The 20,177-nt window shown below is 68.4% G+C and carries 25 protein-coding genes; 9 read left to right on the top strand and 16 right to left on the bottom strand.

The genetic code is table 11. The features are described from left to right. Window positions 1–55: 55 nt before the first annotated feature. Complete coding sequence (rplT, locus tag ACK4FB_RS04075; protein WP_021697751.1) at window positions 56–409, bottom strand: 50S ribosomal protein L20; 354 nt, start codon at window positions 407–409, stop codon at window positions 56–58. 112 nt (window positions 410–521) lie between these two features. Beyond that, window positions 522–719: a 50S ribosomal protein L35 gene (gene rpmI / locus ACK4FB_RS04070; protein WP_021697750.1), complete on the bottom strand. Its 198-nt coding sequence runs from the start codon at window positions 717–719 to the stop codon at window positions 522–524. A gap of 211 nt (window positions 720–930) precedes the next feature. Here rpmI and ACK4FB_RS04065 point away from each other — a divergent pair, with 211 nt between their 5' ends. Beyond that, entirely contained in the window at window positions 931–2,226 is a 1,296-nt protein-coding gene (locus ACK4FB_RS04065) for a Y-family DNA polymerase (protein ID WP_409748098.1), read from the top strand. Window positions 2,227–2,288: 62 nt separating this feature from the next. On the opposite strand, the gene infC is transcribed toward ACK4FB_RS04065, so the two are convergent. After that, the gene (infC, locus tag ACK4FB_RS04060; protein WP_409748096.1) at window positions 2,289–2,810 is read right to left on the bottom strand and encodes a translation initiation factor IF-3; all 522 of its coding nucleotides are present in this window, start codon (window positions 2,808–2,810) and stop codon (window positions 2,289–2,291) included. A gap of 151 nt (window positions 2,811–2,961) precedes the next feature. On the opposite strand from infC, the gene ACK4FB_RS04055 reads away from it, so the two are divergent. Further along, entirely contained in the window at window positions 2,962–3,705 is a 744-nt protein-coding gene (locus tag ACK4FB_RS04055) for an alpha/beta fold hydrolase (protein WP_409748094.1), read from the top strand. A 3-nt stretch (window positions 3,706–3,708) separates the two neighbouring features. On the opposite strand, the gene ACK4FB_RS04050 is transcribed toward ACK4FB_RS04055, so the two are convergent. From ACK4FB_RS04050 to rplU, 3 genes are all read right to left on the bottom strand, one after another. Further along, window positions 3,709–4,242, bottom strand: a complete 534-nt coding sequence (locus ACK4FB_RS04050) for a GNAT family N-acetyltransferase (protein ID WP_409748092.1) — start codon at window positions 4,240–4,242, stop codon at window positions 3,709–3,711. A 166-nt stretch (window positions 4,243–4,408) separates the two neighbouring features. After that, the gene (rpmA, locus tag ACK4FB_RS04045) at window positions 4,409–4,684 is read right to left on the bottom strand and encodes a 50S ribosomal protein L27 (protein WP_292106590.1); all 276 of its coding nucleotides are present in this window, start codon (window positions 4,682–4,684) and stop codon (window positions 4,409–4,411) included. A 110-nt stretch (window positions 4,685–4,794) separates the two neighbouring features. After that, window positions 4,795–5,370 carry a 50S ribosomal protein L21 gene (rplU, locus tag ACK4FB_RS04040; RefSeq protein WP_409748089.1) on the bottom strand — a complete coding sequence of 192 codons (576 nt, stop codon included), beginning with the start codon at window positions 5,368–5,370 and terminating at the stop codon, window positions 4,795–4,797. Window positions 5,371–5,595: 225 nt separating this feature from the next. On the opposite strand from rplU, the gene ACK4FB_RS04035 reads away from it, so the two are divergent. Next, on the top strand, window positions 5,596–6,171 hold the full coding sequence (locus ACK4FB_RS04035) for a hypothetical protein (RefSeq protein ID WP_409748087.1): 576 nt from the start codon (window positions 5,596–5,598) through the stop codon (window positions 6,169–6,171). Window positions 6,172–6,186: 15 nt separating this feature from the next. Here the strand turns inward: ACK4FB_RS04035 and ACK4FB_RS04030 are convergent, their stop codons facing one another. Further along, window positions 6,187–7,038 carry an ion transporter gene (locus ACK4FB_RS04030; protein ID WP_409748086.1) on the bottom strand — a complete coding sequence of 284 codons (852 nt, stop codon included), beginning with the start codon at window positions 7,036–7,038 and terminating at the stop codon, window positions 6,187–6,189. 146 nt (window positions 7,039–7,184) lie between these two features. Between ACK4FB_RS04030 and ACK4FB_RS04025 the strand changes: the two genes are divergently transcribed. The 4 genes from ACK4FB_RS04025 to ACK4FB_RS04010 all read left to right on the top strand — a co-directional run bounded on the left by ACK4FB_RS04025 (window position 7,185) and on the right by ACK4FB_RS04010 (window position 10,744). After that, window positions 7,185–7,832, top strand: a complete 648-nt coding sequence (locus ACK4FB_RS04025) for a hypothetical protein (protein WP_409748084.1) — start codon at window positions 7,185–7,187, stop codon at window positions 7,830–7,832. Between the two features lie 73 nt (window positions 7,833–7,905). Next, the gene (locus tag ACK4FB_RS04020; protein WP_409748082.1) at window positions 7,906–8,835 is read left to right on the top strand and encodes a cation diffusion facilitator family transporter; all 930 of its coding nucleotides are present in this window, start codon (window positions 7,906–7,908) and stop codon (window positions 8,833–8,835) included. Window positions 8,836–8,967: 132 nt separating this feature from the next. Next, window positions 8,968–9,636 carry a hypothetical protein gene (locus ACK4FB_RS04015; protein ID WP_409748080.1) on the top strand — a complete coding sequence of 223 codons (669 nt, stop codon included), beginning with the start codon at window positions 8,968–8,970 and terminating at the stop codon, window positions 9,634–9,636. Window positions 9,637–9,667: 31 nt separating this feature from the next. Further along, entirely contained in the window at window positions 9,668–10,744 is a 1,077-nt protein-coding gene (locus ACK4FB_RS04010) for a CobW family GTP-binding protein (protein WP_409748078.1), read from the top strand. A gap of 7 nt (window positions 10,745–10,751) precedes the next feature. Here ACK4FB_RS04010 and ACK4FB_RS04005 read toward each other — a convergent pair whose 3' ends face one another. Together ACK4FB_RS04005 and ACK4FB_RS04000 are read right to left on the bottom strand one after the other, a co-directional pair. Beyond that, window positions 10,752–11,120, bottom strand: a complete 369-nt coding sequence (locus ACK4FB_RS04005; RefSeq protein ID WP_409748076.1) for a hypothetical protein — start codon at window positions 11,118–11,120, stop codon at window positions 10,752–10,754. 98 nt (window positions 11,121–11,218) lie between these two features. Continuing rightward, complete coding sequence (locus tag ACK4FB_RS04000; protein WP_409748074.1) at window positions 11,219–11,578, bottom strand: DUF6152 family protein; 360 nt, start codon at window positions 11,576–11,578, stop codon at window positions 11,219–11,221. Between the two features lie 107 nt (window positions 11,579–11,685). Here ACK4FB_RS04000 and ACK4FB_RS03995 point away from each other — a divergent pair, with 107 nt between their 5' ends. Then, window positions 11,686–12,651, top strand: coding sequence for a WD40 repeat domain-containing protein (locus ACK4FB_RS03995; protein WP_409748072.1), 966 nt, complete (start codon window positions 11,686–11,688; stop codon window positions 12,649–12,651). Between the two features lie 31 nt (window positions 12,652–12,682). Here ACK4FB_RS03995 and arsC read toward each other — a convergent pair whose 3' ends face one another. The 5 genes from arsC to chpT form a co-directional block, all read right to left on the bottom strand. After that, window positions 12,683–13,033, bottom strand: a complete 351-nt coding sequence (gene arsC, locus ACK4FB_RS03990) for an arsenate reductase (glutaredoxin) (protein WP_409748070.1) — start codon at window positions 13,031–13,033, stop codon at window positions 12,683–12,685. Continuing rightward, window positions 13,030–14,913, bottom strand: coding sequence for a M20/M25/M40 family metallo-hydrolase (locus ACK4FB_RS03985; protein ID WP_409748068.1), 1,884 nt, complete (start codon window positions 14,911–14,913; stop codon window positions 13,030–13,032). Before ACK4FB_RS03985 ends, arsC begins: the two co-directional genes overlap by 4 nt. A 75-nt stretch (window positions 14,914–14,988) precedes the next feature. Then, window positions 14,989–15,804, bottom strand: coding sequence for a CheR family methyltransferase (locus tag ACK4FB_RS03980; protein WP_409748066.1), 816 nt, complete (start codon window positions 15,802–15,804; stop codon window positions 14,989–14,991). A 6-nt stretch (window positions 15,805–15,810) separates the two neighbouring features. Continuing rightward, window positions 15,811–16,194, bottom strand: a complete 384-nt coding sequence (locus tag ACK4FB_RS03975) for a response regulator (protein ID WP_409748064.1) — start codon at window positions 16,192–16,194, stop codon at window positions 15,811–15,813. Between the two features lie 111 nt (window positions 16,195–16,305). After that, window positions 16,306–16,956, bottom strand: a complete 651-nt coding sequence (gene chpT / locus ACK4FB_RS03970) for a histidine phosphotransferase ChpT (protein WP_409748062.1) — start codon at window positions 16,954–16,956, stop codon at window positions 16,306–16,308. Between the two features lie 94 nt (window positions 16,957–17,050). On the opposite strand from chpT, the gene cysQ reads away from it, so the two are divergent. Next, window positions 17,051–17,854: a 3'(2'),5'-bisphosphate nucleotidase CysQ gene (gene cysQ, locus ACK4FB_RS03965; protein ID WP_409748060.1), complete on the top strand. Its 804-nt coding sequence runs from the start codon at window positions 17,051–17,053 to the stop codon at window positions 17,852–17,854. Between the two features lie 8 nt (window positions 17,855–17,862). On the opposite strand, the gene metB is transcribed toward cysQ, so the two are convergent. Both metB and ACK4FB_RS03955 read right to left on the bottom strand, forming a co-directional pair. Continuing rightward, complete coding sequence (gene metB / locus ACK4FB_RS03960; protein WP_409748058.1) at window positions 17,863–19,071, bottom strand: cystathionine gamma-synthase; 1,209 nt, start codon at window positions 19,069–19,071, stop codon at window positions 17,863–17,865. Beyond that, window positions 19,068–20,132 carry a homoserine O-succinyltransferase gene (locus ACK4FB_RS03955; protein WP_409748056.1) on the bottom strand — a complete coding sequence of 355 codons (1,065 nt, stop codon included), beginning with the start codon at window positions 20,130–20,132 and terminating at the stop codon, window positions 19,068–19,070. Before ACK4FB_RS03955 ends, metB begins: the two co-directional genes overlap by 4 nt. Window positions 20,133–20,177: the final 45 nt, after the last annotated feature.

Raw genomic sequence — 20,177 nt, 5'->3', positions numbered from 1 at the left:
AAAAGAGCCCCCCGGCCGGGCCGGAGGGCTCTTTCGACAGACGGGCCGCGGAGGCTTACGCGAGGGCGGCGCGGACCTTTTCGGCGACGGCCTTGAAGCCGGCCTCATCGGCGGCGATGGCGGCCAGGACCTTGCGGTCCAGCTCGATGCCCGCCTTGCCCAGGCCGTGCATGAACTGCGAGTAGGTGAAGCCTTCGGCCCGGGCCGCGGCGTTGATGCGCTGGATCCACAGGGCGCGGAACGAGCGCTTCTTGGTGCGACGGTCGCGGTAGGCGTACTGACCGGCGCGATCCACGGCGGCCTTGGCCGTGCGGATCGTATTCTTGCGGCGGCCGTAGAAGCCCTTGGCCTGCTTCAGGACCTTCTTGTGCTTGGCGTGGGACGTTACGCCCCTTTTGACGCGAGCCATATTTCTATTCCCTTCGGGAAGCCCCTACCGTTCGCCGCGCGGCGGCTCACTGCTTGAGGGGCTCTTGTTTCAAACTGATGCGGAGATGATCGAGGGTTCGTGCCGACGCCGATCAGGCGTAGGGCATGTAGGACTTGATCTTCTTGGCGTCCGCGTCGGCCATGACCTTGGTGCCGCGGTTCTGGCGGATATACTTCGAGTTGTGGCTGATCAGACGGTGGCGCTTGCCTGCCACGCCTGCTTTGACCTTGCCCGTCGCCGTCAGTTTGAAGCGCTTCTTGGCGCCCGACTTCGTCTTCAGTTTCGGCATTTTCACTCTCTCTTTTTGAGTGGACTACCGCCTGTCGGCCACATGAGCCTTCAGAAACAACAGTCCGTTGAGAACCGCCCAGGCATGCCTGTTCGCCCGGCGGTTCGGTACGCGAAGGCGGGGCTGATACGTCAAGGCGGGATAAAACGCAAGGAACATATGAATGACGGCCTTCGTTTCGAGACAAGCATGTTCATGTTATGTTCTGAACATGAAGACCGCTTTCGAGGACGGCGCTGGCCTCCGTTGGCTGTTCATCGACCTGAACAGCTACTTCGCCAGCGTGGAGCAGCAGATTCGCCCGGAGTTGCGGGAACGCCCCGTCATCGTGCGGCCGGCGCCGAGCGAGCACACCTGCGCCATCGCCGCCAGCCATGAAGCCAAGGCTTTCGGAATTCGGACCGGGACACGGGTGTCAGAGGCGCGAAGCCTGTGTCCGGGACTGCATGTGGTCGAGGCCCGGCCGGATGTCTATGTTACCGTTCACAAGGCGATCATGGCCGAGATCGACCGGCACCTGCCCATCTGGAAGGTGTGCTCCATCGACGAGGCAGCCTGCGAACTGGCCGGGCCGCAGCGGCTGGAGGCCAACGCCAGGACCCTGGCCAGGCGGATCCAGACGGGTATTCTGGAGCGGGTGGGCGAATGTCTACGCTCTTCTGTGGGCCTGGCGCCCAGCCGGTTTCTGGCCAAGACCGCCTGCGGCATGAAGAAACCCGCCGGATTGACGGTTCTGCGGGCTGACCGGCTGCCCGGCCCGCTTCTGGACCTGCCGCTGGACCGGTATCCGGGCATCGGCCGGCGCATGCTGGCGCGGCTCGAGGCGGCGGGGGTCACCGATACGGCGGGACTGTGGGCCCTTACCCCGGCTCAGGCGCGTCGCCTCTGGAACAGCATAGAAGGCGAACGTGTCTGGCGCGGTCTGCATGGCCTGGACAGCATGGAGCCCCCCGAGCGGCCTCGCGCTTCCATCAGCCATAGTCATGTCCTGGCCCAAGCCATGCGGACGCCCGAAGGCGCACGGACGGTGGCCCGGCGGCTGACCGTCAAATGCGGCGCACGGCTACGGCGTATGAATCTGACGGGGGCGTCCCTCACACTGATCGTGGACATGCCGGACGGCCCGGCCGCCAGGGCGCGCAGACGCGGCGCCGCCTCCGTCAGTTGCGCTTTCGCTCCTACTTGCGACAGCTTTGTCCTGCTGAAGGCGCTGGAGGGCCTGTGGCGCGAGGTGGAGGCGGACACGCGACGGCGCGCGCCGAACTATGTGGGGGTGGCGGTGCATGGGCTGAAGACGCTGGATGCTTTTGAGCCGGACCTGTTCGGCTGGTCTCCCGACGCGGGCGGCCAGGCCCGTTCGCTACTTCTTTCCAGGGCCCTGGATCAGCTCAACACCCGGTTCGGCAAGGATACGGTCAGCATCGGGCCCCGCGCGAACCTGCCTGACTATGTGGGCGCCAAGATCGCCTTCAACCGCATCCCCGAGGACGAGGAGTTCTGCGAGTAGACACAAACGAAAACGCCCCGGCCATTGCAGCCGGGGCGTTTCGCATTCAGCGGGTGGGAAACCTACTTCGGCGCCAGGATCATGATCATCTGGCGGCCCTCCATGCGGGGGGCGTATTCCACCTTGGCGATCTCGTCGAAGTCGGCCTGCACCTTGTTGAGCAGTTTCATGCCCAGTTCCGGGTGGGCCATCTCGCGACCGCGGAAGCGCAGGGTCACCTTGACCTTGTCGCCCTCGTCGAAGAAGCGATGCATCGCCTTGGCCTTCACCTCGTAGTCGTGGGTGTCGATATTGGGCCGCAGCTTGATTTCCTTGAGCTCGACGACCTTCTGCCGCTTGCGCGCCTCAGCCTTCTTCTTCTGTTCCTGGAAACGGAATTTGCCGTAGTCCATGATCTTGCAGACGGGGGGATCAGCGTTCGGCACGATCTCCACCAGGTCGAGGCCCGCCTCCTCGGCGGCCTCCATGGCGGAGGAGGTGGGCATGACGCCCTGTTTTTCCCCGCTCTGGTCGATCAGCAGCACCCGCGGGGCGCGGATGTCCTGGTTCATACGGGGCCCGTCTTTCACGGGCGGCGCTTGCATGGGACGGCGAATGGGCGTCGTTTCCTTGTGTGGTCAACAGGTGCACGGGGAAGCGCACGACCGCACGGTCGCGTTCCCTCCGTAGCGGATATATGACCTCGAAGACCCGCAGAATCAAGCGGGACAAGCCTTTCAAGCCTGCGGAGAGCCCATGCCCCACCATATCCTCCACCGTCCCGACGGCGAGCGGATCGCCTTCAGGCGCGTCGACGGGAGCGGACCCACGGTGCTGTGGGTGGGCGGTTTCCGGTCCGACATGGAGGGGACCAAGGCCGTGGCGCTGGAGCAGGCGGCGCGCGAGCGTGGCTGGGCCTGTGTTCGTTATGACCACTTCGCTCACGGGGCCTCATCGGGCGACTGGAAGGCGGCGACGGTCGGTCGCTGGCGCGATGACGCCGTGGCCATGATCGATTCCATCGAGGGGCCGGTGCTGCCGGTGGGCTCATCCATGGGGGGCTGGGTGGCGCTGCTGGCGGCCCTGGCGCGGCCCGAAAAGCTGGCGGGCCTGGTGCTGGTTGCGCCCGCGCCGGACTTTACCGAGCGGCTGATGTGGCCGTCCCTGCCCGACCATATCCGTCAGGCCATCCTGCGCGACGGCGAGGCGGACATGCCCGACGAGGGGCTGGGACCCTATGTGCTGACCCGCGCCATGTTCGAGGAAGCGCGCAACTGGCTGCTTCTGGACGGTCCGATTCGGCTGGATGCGCCGGTGCACATTCTGCAGGGCAAGCAGGACGAGCCGGTGCCCTGGCGCCACGCCCTGACCCTGGCCGAACGGATCGAGGGGCCCGACGTGCGGCTGGATCTGATACAGAACGGCGACCACCGCCTCTCCACGCCGGCGGACCTGGCGCGGTTGATCGAGGCGGTGGCGCGGTTGCGGGCGACGGCCTGAGGATCAGGCCAGCCACAGCATCATGCGGGTGTCCACTTCGGCCTGACGGGCGCGGCTGAACTGGCGCCGGGTTTCGCCGGTGTAGAGGAAACCGGCCTTCTCCAGCACGCGGCCCGAAGCGGCGTTGTCGGCGAAGTGGCCGGCGACGACCGCCTTCTTGCTCCAGCGGGTCCTGGCCCAGGCCAGGGCGCCCTGCGCCGCCTCGGTGGCCAAGCCACGACCCCAGAACGGCTTGCCGATCCAGTAGCCCATCTCGGGCGCCCGGTCCTTGTCGTGAAACAGGCCCAGCACCCCGACGGGGCCGTGGTCCTCATGCTCGATGACGAAGGTGTTGGCCCGGCGCGGATCCTGCATGGCCACATTCATGACGAAGGCCTCGGCGTCCTCGGTGCGGAACGGCGAGGGCATGCGGCAGGTCATGCGGGCGATGTCCGGGTCGCCGGCCAGCTGGGCGATGCGGGGGATGTCATGGGCGCCGGGCGCGCGCAGGGCCAGACGCCGCGTCTCGATGACGGGGGAGGTTTCTATGACGCACATGGGCGAAGCCTCAACTCACGCCGGTCGCCTTGAAGGGCTCGGACCGGTCTCTCGAGGCGGGGAACGAAAACGGGGAGCCTGTCGATCCAGACTCCCCGCGGAATATTTCCCTGGTCCGGATCGCTGCTGTTGTGGCCAGCGCGATCCGGGATGTCCTGGATTCGCGCTATTCGGCGGCCGCGGCCTGTTCGGCCGGAAGCACGGAGACGTAACAACGCCCGCCACGCTTGGTGGTGAATTTCACCGCGCCCTGTACGAGGGCGAAAATGGTGTGATCACGGCCCAGGCCGACGTTGTCGCCGGGGTGCCACTTGGTGCCGCGCTGGCGGATGATGATGTTGCCGGCAAGCACGCGCTCGCCGCCGAACTTCTTCACGCCGAGGCGCTTGGACTCAGAGTCGCGACCGTTATTGGATGAGCCGCCGGATTTCTTGTGAGCCATGGGTCTGCTCCGTATTCCTCAGGGCGCTGTCGCTCGGGACCCGGTCCCTCGCTGCTTGCGCGCGTGTCTCTATAATAGTGTCCGGGCGGCGGGAGAGCCACCCGAGCGGATTATTCCTTGTCGGCCTTGGGCGCGGCCTTCTTGGCGGGCGCCTTCTTGGCTTCGGTCTTGGCTTCAGCCTTGGGAGCGTCAGCCTTCTTGGCCGGAGCCTTTTTGGCGGGCGCTTCGGCGGTCTCGGCCGGAGCGGCTTCAGCCTTGGCCTTGGGGGCCTTCTTCGGCTCGGCCTCGACGCGCGGGGCCAGGCCGCGGGCGCGGGCGTTCATTTCGGCCTTGGTCAGAACCTCGGCCTTGCCGTCCCACTTGGCCGACTGGCCGTCGCCTTCGATGCCGGTGATGCGCAGCACGCTTTCCATCTGGCGATGACCGTTGGTGCGGCGATAGCCCTGACGACGGATCTTCTTGAAGATCTTGATCTTCTCGCCCTTGCGGGTCTCGACCAGGGTGGCCGCCACGGAGGCGCCCTTGATGAGCGGCGCGCCCAGGGTCACGCCCTTGTCGCCGCCCAGCATCATGACTTCGCCGAAGCTGACGTCAGAGCCCGCGTCGCCGTCGAGTTTCTCGACCACGATCACGTCACCCGGTTGGACCCGGTATTGCTTGCCGCCGGTTTTGATCACCGCGTACATATTAAGCCTCGGCTGGAACGCAAAAAGAGGTGCGCCCGCGAGGTGACCCTGCGGGCGAAGAGCGGCGACATATACGGACAGGCCGGTTTGAGTCAACGCGAAACGGGGGAAATAGCCCGGATTTCCCATCGGAGAACGGCGTCCGGCGGCCGTTCGCCCTGAACTATGGCCTCTGGTGGACAGGCCGGGCAAGGTGTCGCGAGCCAGCCCACCAAGGAGCGCTTCATGTCACGCCGCCTTTCCATCCTCGCCGCGACCGCCGCCGTGGCCATGACCGCCCAGCCCGCCGCGGCCGATCCCGTCGACGCCTATTGGGCCAACCTCAGCGCCCTGTGCGGCAAGGCGTTCGGGGGAACCCTGATCCAGGCCCCCGAGGGCGACACGGCGTTCGAGGGCCAGGCCCTGGTCATGCATGTGCGGGACTGCTCGCCGACGCGGATCCGCATTCCCTTCATTGTGGGCGACAACCTGTCCCGCACCTGGGTTCTGACCCGTCATGAGGACGGTCGCATCGAACTGCGCCACGACCACCGGCACGAGGACGGCTCAGAGGAAGACGCCACCCAGTACGGCGGCTTCACCCCCAACCCCGGCAACGACCGCATCAAGATGTTCCCGGCGGATCAGGCCACCTGGGACCGCATGCCCAATTCGCACCCCAGCGTCTGGTTCATGGAGGTGCAGGACCACCGCTTCATCTATGCGGCCGTGCGCGTGGGCACGCCGCGCGCCTATCGGGTGGAGTTCGACCTGACCCGTGAGATCGACGCGCCGCCCGCCCCGTGGGGCTGGGCGGACTGAACCAGGCCCCCAAGATCAGGAGCTCTGCCGCGCCAGCAGGTCACGCAGTTCGGCCATTTCGGCGCGCAGGGCCTTGAGCTCGTCGGTCATGGCGCGGGATTCGGCCGCTGATTCCGTGCGGGCCAGTTCGCGCTCGGCGGCGGCCTGACGCAGGTGAGCCTCCACCTCCTCGTGTTCGGCCTTGAGCAGGTCGTCGTGCTCTTCCTGCATGGCCGAGACCACCACACCGATGAACAGGTTCAGCATGGTGAAGGCGGTGGCCAGGATGAACGGGACGAAGAAGGCCCAGGCGTAGGGATAGACCTCCATCACCGGGCGGACGATGCCCATGGACCAGCTTTCCAGAGTCATGATCTGGAACAGGGAATAGGCCGAGGCGCCGAGGCTGCCGAACCACTGGGGGAAGCTGGCGCCGAACAGCATGGTGGCCATCACCGCCGACACATAGAAGACCAGCGCCAGCAGCATGACGATGGCGCCCATGCCGGGCAGGGCCGAGATCAGGGCCGAGACCACCCGCTTCAGCGACGGGGCCACGGTGATCAGGCGCAGAACCCGCAGCACGCGCAGGGCGCGCAGCACCGAGAAGGCGCCCGTGGCCGGGACGAGGGCCACCCCCACCACCACGAAGTCGAACAGGCTCCACGGGTCCCGGAAGAAGGCCAGGCGATGCACCACCAGCCGCGCGCCGATCTCGATCACGAACACGGTCAGCAGGATGCTGTCGGCCCAGTGCAGCCAGCGCCCCCATGAGGCCATGACCGTCGGGCTGGTCTCCAGCCCCAGGATGATGGCGTTGAGGACGATCAGGGCGGTGATGACCTGTTCGGTGCGGCGGGAGGCGAGAAGGGCGCGCAGGGATTGCAAGGGCGGCGTCCGTGGCTTGGCGGTTGGCGTGACGCCCCATGTGGCCCGCACCGCTGCGGAAATCCAGCCGCCCGCGCGCCCTGCGGCTAGACGACAGATGGATCAGGGGTCGTGCGTTACAGAATAACGCGCTATGGGGCCCGGCCATGACCGACCCCGCCGCCGCCGAAAGCCTGCTGGCGCCCCTCATCTGGGGCGGGTTCGTCGCCGCCTTCCTGCACGCCGCTCTGCCGACCCACTGGCTGCCGTTCGTTCTGGTGGGCCGGGCGCAGGGGTGGCGCGCGCGCATGACCCTTGGCGCCGCCGCCTTGGCCGGCGTGGTGCATGTGATCTCCACCGCCGTGGTGGGCGGCCTGATCGTGATGGCGGGTCTGGCGCTGGAGGAGCGGCTGGCCGGGGTGCTGCCCTGGCTCGCCGCGATCATGATGTTCGGGTTCGGGGCGTACTATCTGGTGCGGGCGTTCCGGGCGCGGGCGTCGGCGGCGAGAGATGAGCCGGGACGGGCGGTGTCTGATCGGGCCGCCTTTCTGGGCCTGATGGCCCTGCTGGCCCTGTCGCCGGGCGAAGTGCTGCTGCCGCTGTATCTGTCCGGCGCCCAGCACGGGCTGCACGGCCTGTTCCTGCTGACCCTGTCGTTCGCCGCAGGCACTATCCTGGGCATGGTGCTGCTGACCGGCGCGGCCTTCATGGGCGCGTCCCTGCTGAGGCTGGAGCGTCTGGCGCGGTTCGAGGGCGCGATCCTCGGCGCCGCCATGATCATTCTGGGCCTTCTCGTCGCTTTCGGTCCGCTCTAGCGCCTGATTCACGCTTCAGCCGGAACCGCTGCGCGGTTCCGTCCGAAACGATCATGCTCTAAGCCTGAGCGCCATGGCGCACGACCACCCTCATCATCACGGGCATGGACACGGGCACGCCCATGGCCACGCCCATGATCATGGGCCGGTGGATACCGGCGACTGGCGCTATCTGGTCGCGCTGGCCCTGAACCTGGGCTTCGTGATCGTGGAGTTCTGGGCCGGGCTGATCAGCGGCTCCACCGCCCTGATGGCCGACGCCGGGCACAATCTGTCGGACGTGCTGGCCTTGGCCCTGGCCGGGGGCGCGGCCTGGCTGGCGCGCAAGCGCGCGCGGGATTCCCTGACCTACGGCTATCGCAAGGGCACGGTGCTGGCGGCCCTGGCCAACGCCATCCTGCTGCTGCTTGCGTGCGGCTGGATCACCTGGGAGGCGGTCGAGCGGCTGATGAACCCGGTGGAGGTGGCGTCCGGCTTCATTGTCGTGGTGGCCGGCATCGGCTTCTTCATCAATCTGGGCACCGCCCTGCTGTTCCTGAGGGACCAGCACAAGGACCTGAACGTGCGCGGCGCCTATCTGCACATGATGGCCGACGCGGCGGTGTCCCTGGGCGTGGTGGCGGCGGGGCTGGTGATCATGTTCAGCGGCTGGACCATCATCGACCCCATGATCAGCCTGGTGATCGTGGCGGTGATCCTGTGGGCCACCTGGGGGCTGCTGAAGGACTCGGTGACCCTGGCGCTGGACGGGGCCCCGGCGGGCATGGATGTCAGCGCGGTACGTCAGGCGCTGCTGGCCCTGCCGGGCGTGGCCGCGGTGCATGATCTGCATGTGTGGGGCCTGTCCACCACCGACGCGGCCCTGACCGCGCATCTGGTGCGCAGCGGGGACGCGCCCCCCGACCTGCTGACCCGCGCCCAGAAGGCGGCGGCCGGGTTCGGCGTCACCCACACCACCTTCCAGATCGAGGACGCGGCCCAGGCCGACTGCCCCGACTGCTGAGCTCGTGGAGGACTGTTCCTCGGACTGTCAGAACTCGACGAACTTCGGTATGAAGACCCGGTAACGGGGTCATCGATCATGGTGGGTGTTCAGGCGTCTGGTGTGCGATCGGGCGGCGAGCCGCTGTTTTTCATGGTCCTGGCCCTTGGGATCGGCGTGGTGACGGTCGCCGGCTTCGGACTTCACGCGGTTACGGGACGAGTTGTCTGGGCGTCCTTTCCGCCACTGGTTCACATTCACGCCCTGGGCTTTCTCGCCTGGCTTGGATTGCTTGTCGTCCAGCCCTTTCTGATCGGCCGGGGCGATGTGCGCCTCCATCGCCTGCTGGGGAGGTTCGGCGTCCTTCTGGCGATCGGCATGGCCGGTCTCGGGATTCAGGTGACCATGGCGTCGATCGCCCGCGGGACCGTGCCGTTCGGCTTCGCCCCCCCCATGTTCCTGGCGTCCAACGTCATGGCCCTGGCCAGTTTCGCGGTCATGGTTGTGCTGGCGGTGATCCTGCGGAAGCACACGGCATGGCATCGACGCCTGATGATATCGGCGACGGTGTTATTGACCGCTCCGGCCTGGGCGAGGCTGCTTCCACTGGAACAACTGGGGCAGGCCACGCCCCTGGTGCTGTTGGCGGCCCTATCGTTCTTCATCATTGTCGGCATGGCTCGTGATCGGCTGGCGCAAGGACGGATTCACCCCGCCTGGTGGATCGGGCTGGCTGTGGTGGTGGTGAATCTGGTTCTGCCCGTTCCACTCGCCATGACCGAAGCGGTGGTGGAATTCACCGCTCGACTGACAGGCGCTTGATCGCGGGCTCCGCAGGCGCCATCTGGCGCTCATGACCGACAAGACACCCGTGACCGTGCTGACCGGCTACCTCGGCGCCGGCAAGACCACCCTGCTCAACCGCATCCTGACCGAGGACCACGGCAAGCGCTACGCCGTGATCGTCAACGAGTTCGGCGAGATCGGCATCGACAACGATCTGGTGGTCGGCGCCGACGAGGACGTGTTCGAGATGAACAACGGCTGCGTCTGCTGCACCGTTCGCGGCGACCTGATCCGGGTGGTCTCGGGCCTGATGAAGCGCCAGCGGCCCGGCAAGCCCGCCTTCGACGCCATCATCGTCGAGACCACCGGCCTGGCCGATCCCGGTCCGGTGGCCCAGACCTTCTTCGTGGACGACGAGGTGCGCGAGAAGACCCGGCTGGACAGCGTCACCGCCCTGGCCGACGCCCTGCACGTCATGGCCCGGCTGGATGACTCCCGCGAGGCGCGCGAGCAGATCGCCTTCGCCGACCGTATCATCCTGAACAAGACCGATCTGGTGGACGAGGCGCAGCTTGTGGCCATCGAGGCCCGCCTGCGCGCCCTGAATCCCATCGCCCCCGTGATGCGGGCCGAGCGGGCCAATGTGCCGCTGGACCAGGTGCTGGGGCTGGGCGGCTTCGACCTTGAGCGCATCACCGACATCCGCCCCGCCTTCGCCAACCCGGCCCACGGCGAGCCGGGCCACGTGCACGACGACCACTGCGGCCACGACCACGACCATGATCACGCGCATCATCATGATCATGATCACGACCACGGGCATGGCCCGCGTGGCCATGACCACGGCGACGACATCCGGGGGATCAGCCTGTCGCTGGACCGGCCCATCGATGGCGGCAAGTTCACCCGCTGGCTGGACGAACTGCTGGCCACCAAGGGTCAGGACATCCTGCGCGCCAAGGGCATCATCGAGGTGGCGGGCGAGGACCGACGGCTGGTGTTCCAGGCCGTACACATGATCCTCGAAGGCGACCTGCAGAAGCCCTGGGGCGAAAAGGAACGGCGCTGGAGCCGCGCCGTCTTCATCGGCCGCGATCTGGACGAGGCGGCGCTGAAGGCCGGGTTCGAGGGGTGCGCGGCCTGAGTCCGCCTCAGAAATAGGCGATCAACCGCCCCAGAATGACCACGGCCAGCCACAGGGCCAGGGACGCGGCCGCCATGACACGCATGGACGCCGTGGCCGGGCTCGCCAGAGCGGGCCGCCCCAGACGAAACGCCAGGGCGTTGGCGCCGGCCAGGGCGATCAGGACCAGCTTGGCCAGGAACAGGTTCGAACCCGCCAGGGCCCGCGCGTCGGCCGCGAACAGGATCGATCCGCTGATCACCATCACCGCAAAGCCGAACAGGGCGATCGGCGTCACCGCGCGCTCCAGCGCCGACACGCTGATGTCCCGGCCGTAGCCGAGCACTCGCAGATCCAGCAGGCCGATGCCGCCGACCAGCAGGATTGCGCCGATCACATGGGCCGTGTTGGCGATCGGATAGACCAGCGCCGACTCCGCGACCCAGCGCGCGAAGCCCGAGGTCTCGACCGCCGTGATCAGGCCCGCTGACGGGCTCAGCGCAATTCCACCGTCTGACCGCCGGCGGTGATCCGCTCGGCGCGAAGCTCACGCGTGCCGTCGCGGCGGGGATAGCCCTCGACGGTCACGGTCTGCCCCACGGCGATGTCGGCACGATCCAGACCACGTGTCTGCATGCGCGACACCGGCGCGAGCACCACGTCCCAGCGTTGCTCATCCACCACGATCACGATGGAGCCGTGCGGGCTGCCCCAGTGGGACTCCACCACCTCGGCGGTGGGGGTCATGGCGCGCTCTGCGTCATAGGAGCTCCAGCCGTGGTGGGCGGCGGCGGCGGTGGCGATGAGGGCCGCGCCGGCGAGCGCGCCGCCGGCGAGTGTGATGCGAAAGGTCATCGGCAATCTCCCTGTTTGCGATGCCCATCCTAACGCTTCGGCGCGCAATTGTCTCCCGCGCGGTGACGGGCCCTTGCCAAGGGCGCCGCATTTCGTGACATGAGCCGATGACCGCATTCTCCTTCGACGCCCAGCCCACCGCCGCCCTGTTCGATCACAGGGGCGCGGTCTTCACCCTCGGCGACGGGGCGGTGCGGTTCGACACCGGCGAGCGTGTGGACGCCCACGGCGGACCGGTTCTGTCGGCTGCCGTCCACCCCTCCGGCGAAGGCGTCGTCACCGGCGGCGACGACGGCAAGCTGGTGTGGAGCCGGCGCGAGGACGCGGGCCAGCTGGCGGCGGCCAAAGGCGCCTGGATCGACGCCGTGGCCGCGTCCCCCGCCTCCGGCCTGATCGCCTTTTCCGCCGGACGCACGGTGACGGTGCTGGACGTGAAAGACCCGGCCTTCCGCCGCACCTTCGAGCACGAGCGCACCGTCTCGGGCCTGGCCTTCGACCCCAAGGGGCGCCGGCTGGCCGCCTCCACCTACGGCGGCGTCGCCCTGTGGTTTGCGCGCATCGAAAAGCAGAAGCCGACCTTCCTGAAATGGGCCGGGTCGCACACCGGCGTGACCTTCTCGCCCGACGGCGCCTTCGTCGTCTCCACCATGCAGGACGCCCAGCTGCACGGCTGGCGGCTGAAGGATTCAAAGGACATGCGCATGGGCGGCTATCCGTCCCGGGTGCGGGCCATGGCCTTCCTGTCCAGGGGGGCGCTGCTGGCCACCTCGGGCGCCCAGGGGAGCGTGCTGTGGCCGTTCATCGGCGCCAACGGACCCATGGGCAGGGAGGCCACCGAGATCGGCTATGACGCCGGATCCCAGGTGGTTCTCGTCGCCGCCGCCGTGGACCATGCGAAGCTGGCCGCCGGCCTGTCCGACGGCCGGGTCTGGGTCGCGGAGCCCGCCGCCCAGGGCCTCAACTACATCCGCGCCGACCGCGGCGCCCCCATCGCCGCCCTCGCCATGAGCGCGGACGGAACCCGGGTGGCCTGGGCCGACGAGGACGGCGAGGCGGGCGTGGCGACCGTGTAGGGCCAACCCGGGCCCCGCCCAGGCCCGGCCTTCAGAGCAAAGGGTCGGCCCGGGTGATGGGCCGCGCCACCACGGCGGCGCCATCCGTCTCGAGGATCGGCCGCTCCACCAGGATAGGGTGCTGCACCATGGCATGCAGGATCAGATCGTCCGGCGTGTCCTCGGGCAGCAAGCCCATGTCCTGGGCCAGGGTCTCACGGCGACGCAGGAGGTCGCGCGGACGGGCCCCGCCCATCTTGGCCAGCAGGGCCGTCAGTTGATCCTCGCTCCAGCCGGCCTTCAGATACTCCACCACCGTCGGCTCGACGCCTCGCTCGGCGAGCGCCGCCAGCAGTTTGCGCGACGTACCGCATTTCGGATTGTGGAAGACGGTGACGCTCATGTGGCGTGTCCTTCTGTGGGGACGGGTTCGATAACGCGGGCGCCCAGCGCCAGACCCGCTCCGGCGAGCAGGGCGACGGCAGCCAATATGGCCAGCACCTCAAGTCCGCGCCGGGAGGTGGGCGCCAGCGGCCGGGCCAGCATGGCGGCCATCAGGGCGATCAGGGCCAGGACGCCCGGCAGGTCCATGCCCACGCCCAGGAAGGTCCAGTGTCCCAGGGCGAACAGCCAGCCGCCCATCACCGCCGTCACGATCACGGCCGGCCAGAGCGATATGTGCCGCTCAAGGCGGGGATCGATCAGCCCGCCGAGGGCGGCGGCGAAGGCGGCCCCCAGCACCGGCCATGCGATCAGGAAGGCGGCGGTGGGCGCCAGGGCCTGAACCACCACGCCGAGCACCAGCATCAGGGCGATCAGCCCGGTCCAGGCCGAGAAGCGCGCCGCCTTCATCCAGCCGCTGTAGAGCGCACCGGCCACGACGATCAGGCCGAGGACGAGGGTGATCCCGCTGAATTCGTAGAGCGTCAGTGCGGCCACCGTGGCCAGCGTCAGAACGCCCGCAACAATGCGCCGCCGCCCCTGGGCCGAGCCGAACAGGATCAGCGCCGCCGCCAGCAGCGCCAGCACCACCCCAGCCTCCAGCCAGGGCAGGCGCCGCAGCATGGCGTAGTACAGCTCCGGCGATCCGGCGCGGCTCATGGACGGGCCGGCCAGACCGCGCATGGCGGTGGCCAGCATCACCCCGGACATGGCCAGCCACAGCCCGCCAAGGGCCCCCAGCCCCATGCCCGCGAAAGTCACGGCGCCGGCCTTGCGGCCCCGCTGCACCGCCACGATAAGGAAGCCGCCCGCGCCCGCCAGCACCAGCCAGCCGACCCAGGGGGCGTACTGGATGAAAAACAGTCCCAACAGGTCCGAATAGACCGCGTCGCGCGAGGCCATGGGCAGGGCGTCGGCGCGAATGAAATGATCGGCCGCCTCCAGCGCCTTTTCGCCGATGTGCTGCACGCTGCCCCGATCCAGAGCGTCGGGTGTTGAGGCGGGGTCGTGGTACTGGTGGGCCCGGCCGATGAAGGCGAGGTTGACCCCGGCGATCCCGCGCTCTCGGGCCAGTGTGTAGTCTGTGGCGTTGGGCATGTTCTCGTAGACCAGCACCGCCAGCGAGTTGCTGTTGGCGCCGCCCTCGACGCGGTCCATGGCCCGGGTGAAGGCGCGCACGGTCTGGGCGTTGCCGGGGCCGGTCTCGAACATGGACGCCCGGCCGCCGCCGCCGCGCGCCTCAAGGTTCACCACCATGCCGACCCGCGGCGCCAGCGGGTGCTCGTCCAGGAACAGGCGCATGCCGTCCAGGCCCAGTTCCTCGGCGTCGGTGAACAGGACGATCAGATCCCGTCCGGCCGGACCCCGCGCCTGGATGGCGCGCACGGCCTCGAGAATCGCGGCCACCCCGGTGGAGTCGTCGGCCGCGCCGGGCGAATCCCACACCGTGTCGTGGTGAGCCATCAGCAGAACAGCCGGCCCGTCGCGGTCCCGGCCCGGCAGGACGCCGATCAGATTGGTGATCCGCCGTTCAGCTGCCTGTGCGTCGCCCCATCGCTCCAGCCGGGCGACCGAGGAGGCTGACAGGGGGCCGGTCTGCTCTCCGGGGGAAAGGCCCAGGTCGCTCATGCGGCCGGTGAGATAGGCCCGCACACGGGCGTTTTCCTCCGATCCGGTAGGATGCGGCCGCTGTGCGATCGCCTCGACGTCGATCATGGCCCGCGCGGCGGAGAAGGCGGTCTCCGGAGCCGAGGCCGGAGCCGGGTCCGGCGAATGCGACGCAGCCACCGCCACCGCCAGCGCCAGCCCCAGCGCTGCGACCAGCAGCACGATGCGATTCATGAAAGCCCCGAGTGTCATGGGGCCATTAGTAGGCGCCGGGACGCCGGGCGTCGAGCGCCGGATCGACTGCGTGTCTCAGGCTGCGCGGCGGAGGGCGGCGGGGGCTTTGACGAAGACGCCCGGGCGACCGGGTACGGGGCGGAAGGAATCAGGCCGCTCGCCCGCCGTCTCATCAAGTCCCAGGAACAGACAGCCGTCGTCCGCCAGCGCCTGTTCCAGCACGTCCAGCGCCCGGGCGCGGCGCTCCGGCGCCATGTCGCCCAGAACATATCGACAGAAAATCACGTCGAAACGTCCGCCTCCCGGCGCCTCGTCAAGCAGATTGCTCCGCGAGAACCGGACGGCCGAGCGCAATCGGGGGCGGGCTTCCCACATGTCCTCGCTCTGTTCGAACCAGGCCAGCAACTGGCGGGCCGACAGGCCGCGCTGGACCTCGAACTGGGTGTAGATTCCGCTGCGGGCTTTCTCCAGCGCGCGCTGGGACAGGTCGGTGGCCTCGATCTCCACATTGGCTTCGGACTCAAGGGCGGACATCGCCAGGGCGTAGGCTTCCTGGCCGGATGAACAGCCGGCGGACCAGACGCGAACACGGCCGCCGGCGCGAACGCGGGCGATCGCGGGCAGAACTTCGCGGGCGAAAGTGGTGAAAGGGGTCCGGTCGCGGCGGAACCAGGTTTCGGGATTCAGCACCGCCTCCATGGCCGACCAGGCCAGCCCCGCAGTGGTCTGGCCCCTGATCGCATCCATCAACGGATCCACGCCGGAATAGCCCTCGCGTCGCGCCACCGGTCCCAGCCGGTGCTCCGCCAGATGTGTGCGGTCGGGCGTCAGCAGAAAACCGGTCCTGCTGACCATGAGCGCCTGAAGGTGATGCAGGTTTTCAGGCGTCATGCGAGATCAGATAATCCCCGCTTCGGCCAGCTTGGATTCCAGGATTTCGCCGTCGAAAGGCTTCATGACGTATTCGTCGGCGCCGGCCTCCAGAGCCTCCTCGATGCGCTCCGCCTCGGTCTCGATGGTGCAGAACAGAACCTTGGGCCGGTCGCCGCCGGGCTGGGCGCGCAGGCGTCGCAGAAAGGTCAGGCCGTCCATCACCGGCATGTTCCAGTCCAGCAGGATCACTTCCGGCGTGGCGGTGGCGCAATAGGCGAGGGCCTCGGCGCCGTCGGCGGCCTCGTCGACCTCGAATCCCAGTCCTTCGACGATCCGGCGCGCCACCTTGCGGATGATGCGGCTATCATCGACGATCAGACAGGTTCTGGCCTCGACTGGGGGTTGCACGGTGTGAAATCCGGACGCTTTCGGGCGCAGGACCGCGCCCTCGACGTCTTATCGTCCCTTGCGGTTAACGACCTGTTGGCGGGCACCCTTAAGCGACGTTCAGCATGCTGGTCACAGGGGCATGCGGGCCGTCAGGGTGACGCGGTTCTCGCCCACTGTGAAACCTAGGGATCCCCCATGGTCGTTCACCGTGCGCCACAGCCAGTAGGGCTGGATCCACTGTCCCGCCAGCCCCTCGTTCAGTCGTTCGCCCGCCAGGCCCGTCACCGCTTCGGGCTTTAGCCGGGCGCGAACACCGTCAGCTTCCCCCCGCAGGGTCAGCCAGCCGTCGGCTTCACGGGCCGTTACGGTCGCCGTTCCGCCGCCCGGCAGGGCCGCCCCTGTCAACTGGGCCAGGTTGAGCAGCGCCCTGGCGTGGGGCTTGGAGAACTCTGTGGCCTCCGCCCGCCAGTCCAGGGAGGCGCGCGCTCCCTTGAACACGCTTTCAGCGAGAGGCTTCAGGTCATCGGCGCTGAACCGCTCGGCGGTGGTCGCGGCGCCGTAGGCCACGCGGGCGAAACGGATCAGGGCGATCAGTTTTTCCGAACTTGCGGCGATCAGGCCCATGGCCTCCTCGCGCATGTCCTGGGCCGAAGGGTCGTTAATCAGATCCAGCCCCGACGCGATGGCGCCGGCCGGGCTTATGAAATCATGGCAAAGCTTGCCGGTCAGGAAGGTGGCCAGGTCGGCGCCGTCCATGATTGCGTCAGAGTCGGTGGTCATCGTGTCCCGCAGCCCACATTAGTCGAAGCCGCGACAAGCTGACCTGATTTGCCGGTTCTTCAAACGCCCCGCATGGGCTATTGACCGCCGCCTGATGACTGCACTCCCCCAGAAATTGGCCCGTGATCTGAAATCGGGCCGCCTCACCGAACAACTGGCCGAGATCGCCGAAGAGGCGTCCGCCCTGATCCTGCCCTACTGGCGCGCCGATGCGGTGGTGACCACCAAGGCCGACGACAGCCCCGTGACCGAAGCCGACCAGCGGGCGGAGGCCCTGATTCTGGAGCGTCTGGCGGCGCTCTATCCCGGCGTCCAGGCCGTGGCCGAGGAAGCCTGCGCCATGGACGGCACGCCGGCCGCTGAAAGCGCCTTCTTCCTGATTGACCCCCTGGACGGGACCAAGGCCTTCGTGGGCGAGCGCGAGGCCTTCACCGTCAACATCGCCCTGGCCCACGGCGAGCGCGTGCTGGCGGGCGTGATTTCGGCCCCGGCCATGGGCCAGACCTGGCGCACGGGGGGGGCTGACGACAAGGCCGGCGCCTTCACCCGCCGCTTCGGTGAGCCGGCCTGGCGTCAGGTGCGGGTGCGTGAAAAGCCCGATCGCGGCTTCGCCCTGATCAGTCATTCCCTGGGCGAGGACGAGGCCGAGCGGATCGCCGCCCGCTTCGGCTGCGCCGAGTGGCAGGCGCTGGATTCCTCAGTCAAATTCTGCCTGATTGCCGAGGGACGCTATGACGTCTATCCGCGCACCGGACCCACTTGCGAGTGGGATACCGGCGCCGGCCAGGCCATTCTGGAGGCCGCCGGCGGCCGGGTCATCACCATGGATGAGGGGCGTCCCCTGGGCTATGGCAAGGCCGGGTTCCTGAACCCCGGCTTTGTCGCTCTGGGCGGATAAGACTCCCTTCAGGCTGCGGAAGCGACTCTGGCGGCCTGCACCGGCTGGGCCGTTCTCCGCGCCAACGCGTCCAGAACCCGCGACAGGTCGGCGATCAGATCGTCCTGATGCTCAAGACCCACCGACAGCCGCAACAGGGTGTCGGTGATGCCCGCCGTCTGGCGTGCTTCCGGCGTCATGGCGGCGTGGGTCATGGTGGCCGGATGGGCGATCAGGCTTTCGACCCCGCCCAGCGACTCGGCCAGGGTGAAGATCTCCAGTTCCTCAACCAGGGCGCGCACCGCGTCCACGTCGCCGTTCAACTCGAACGACAGCATGGCTCCGGGGCCGGTCTGCTGGCGCGCGGCCAGGGCGTGGCCGGGGTGCGACGCTAGGCCGGGCCAGTGCACGGCCTTGACCGCCGGGTGGGCTTCCAGGAAGTGGGCCACGGCGCCGGCTGTGGCCTGCTGCCGCTCGATGCGGGCGAACAGGGTCCGCACCCCGCGCAGGGTCAGATAGGCGTCGAAGGGCGAGCCGGTCACCCCGGTGCAGTTGGCCCACCAGCACAGGGCCTCGTGGTCCGCCGGGTCGGCCGCGATCACCGCTCCGCCCACCACGTCGGAGTGGCCGTTGATGTATTTGGTGGTGGAATGCACCACGAAGTCGGCGCCCAGCTTGATGGGCTGTTGCAGGGCCGGCGACAGGAAGGTGTTGTCCGCCACCACCTTGGCCCCGGCGGCGTGGGCGCGACGGCAGATGTCGGCCACGTCCACCACCCGCATCAGCGGGTTGGAGGGCGTCTCCACGAAGACCAGTTTCGGCTTCAGCGCCAGGGCCCGCTCCAGCGCCTCGGGGTCGCCCTGATCGACGAAGGCCACCTCAAAATGGCCCTTGCGGGCGCGGGCGCACAGCAGCCGGTGGGTGCCGCCGTAACAGTCATGGGGCGCGATCAGCAGATCGCCCGGCTCCAGCGAACAGAAGGCCAGATCAACCGCGGCCATGCCGGTGGAGACCACCACGGCGCCCGCGCCGCCTTCCAGTTCGGCCAGGGTCTCGGCCAGCACGTCGCGGGTCGGGTTGCCCGAGCGGCTGTAGTCGTACTGACGCTTCTGGTCGAACCCGGCGAACGAGTAGTTCGACGACAGGTACAGCGGCGGCATGACCGAGCCGTGGGCCGAGTCCTGATCGACGCCGGTGCGCGCGGCGATGGTGCGGGGATCGGTGGCACGGTGGGTCATTGGTCGATGTCTTTCAGGGCGGTGGTCAGCACGTCGGCGACGAAGGCGTCTTCCTTGAGGAAGGCGTCGTGGCCGTAGAGGGAGGGCGCCTCGACGAGGCGGAACAGGTTGGGAAGCCGCGCGGCCAGCTCGCGGATGTCGTCGATGGGGACGAGCCGGTCGCTGGTGAAGCCGATCAGGGTCGTCGGCGTGGTGATCGCTTCGGGCGTTACGGCGTGACGGTCGATGGAGTCCGACAGGGTCAGCCAGCGCGAGGCGGTCATCACCGCCGGGTAGGCCCGACCCCGCGCGCCCAGATAGTCGCACACCGGATAGCGGCCGCCGGCGCGCTCGGGCGCCACGGTGTCGAAGCGGGCGTCCAGCTCCTCGGGCGTGCGGTAGGTGGTCATGGACAGTTCGCGCGCCAGGGCCACCCCGTCCTCGGGGCGCCCGGCTTCGACCGCCAGCTGCAGGATGCGGCGCTGGATCCCGCGCCAGGCGGTGGCCAGGGGATGGGGGCGGTGAGCGGCGGAGATCACCACCAGCTGGCCCAGCCGCTCGGGGAAGGCTTCGGCGAACGCCAGACCGACCATGCCGCCGTAGGAACAGCCCACGAAGGCGGCGGCGCGCGGCGCCTCCAGAGGGTCCAGCAGCAGGGCCAGCAGGCGGGCCTGATCGCCGGTGGTGACAGTCAGGGGCGCGGGGGGCGCGGTCGGGCCGTCGGGGGCGAAGTCGAAGGCCAGAACCTGGAAGCGGTCCAGGTCGATGGGCCCGCCCGCCGTCACGGCGCCGGACCACCAGCCTGAGCCGTTGGTCTCGGTGCGGTTCACGAACCGGCCACTGGAGATGCCCCCGGCCACGATCACCAGCGGTGCGCCGGGCCGGCCCTGCAGGCGGGCGCGGATGACCGGATCGGCCAGGGCTTCGCCGGACGCCAGCCGGAAGTCAGCGGAAATGGGAACGATGATGTCGCGCGCAGGCAGGATCGGCGCAAAGGACTTGCGCGTGGGACGACACACGGGGTCGGTGTCGAGGATCGTCTTTTCGGCCAGGGCGGTGGTCATGTATCGGTCGTCTCGCAATCGTCCCGCTCATCGAGACTGCTGCTGACAGACCGTGGAGCCCCT

Source organism: Brevundimonas sp., assembly GCF_046299535.1.
Classification (GTDB): domain Bacteria; phylum Pseudomonadota; class Alphaproteobacteria; order Caulobacterales; family Caulobacteraceae; genus Brevundimonas.
The sequence above is the reverse complement of the archived record's forward strand: the minus strand, read 5'-3'. Positions and strand labels throughout refer to the sequence as shown.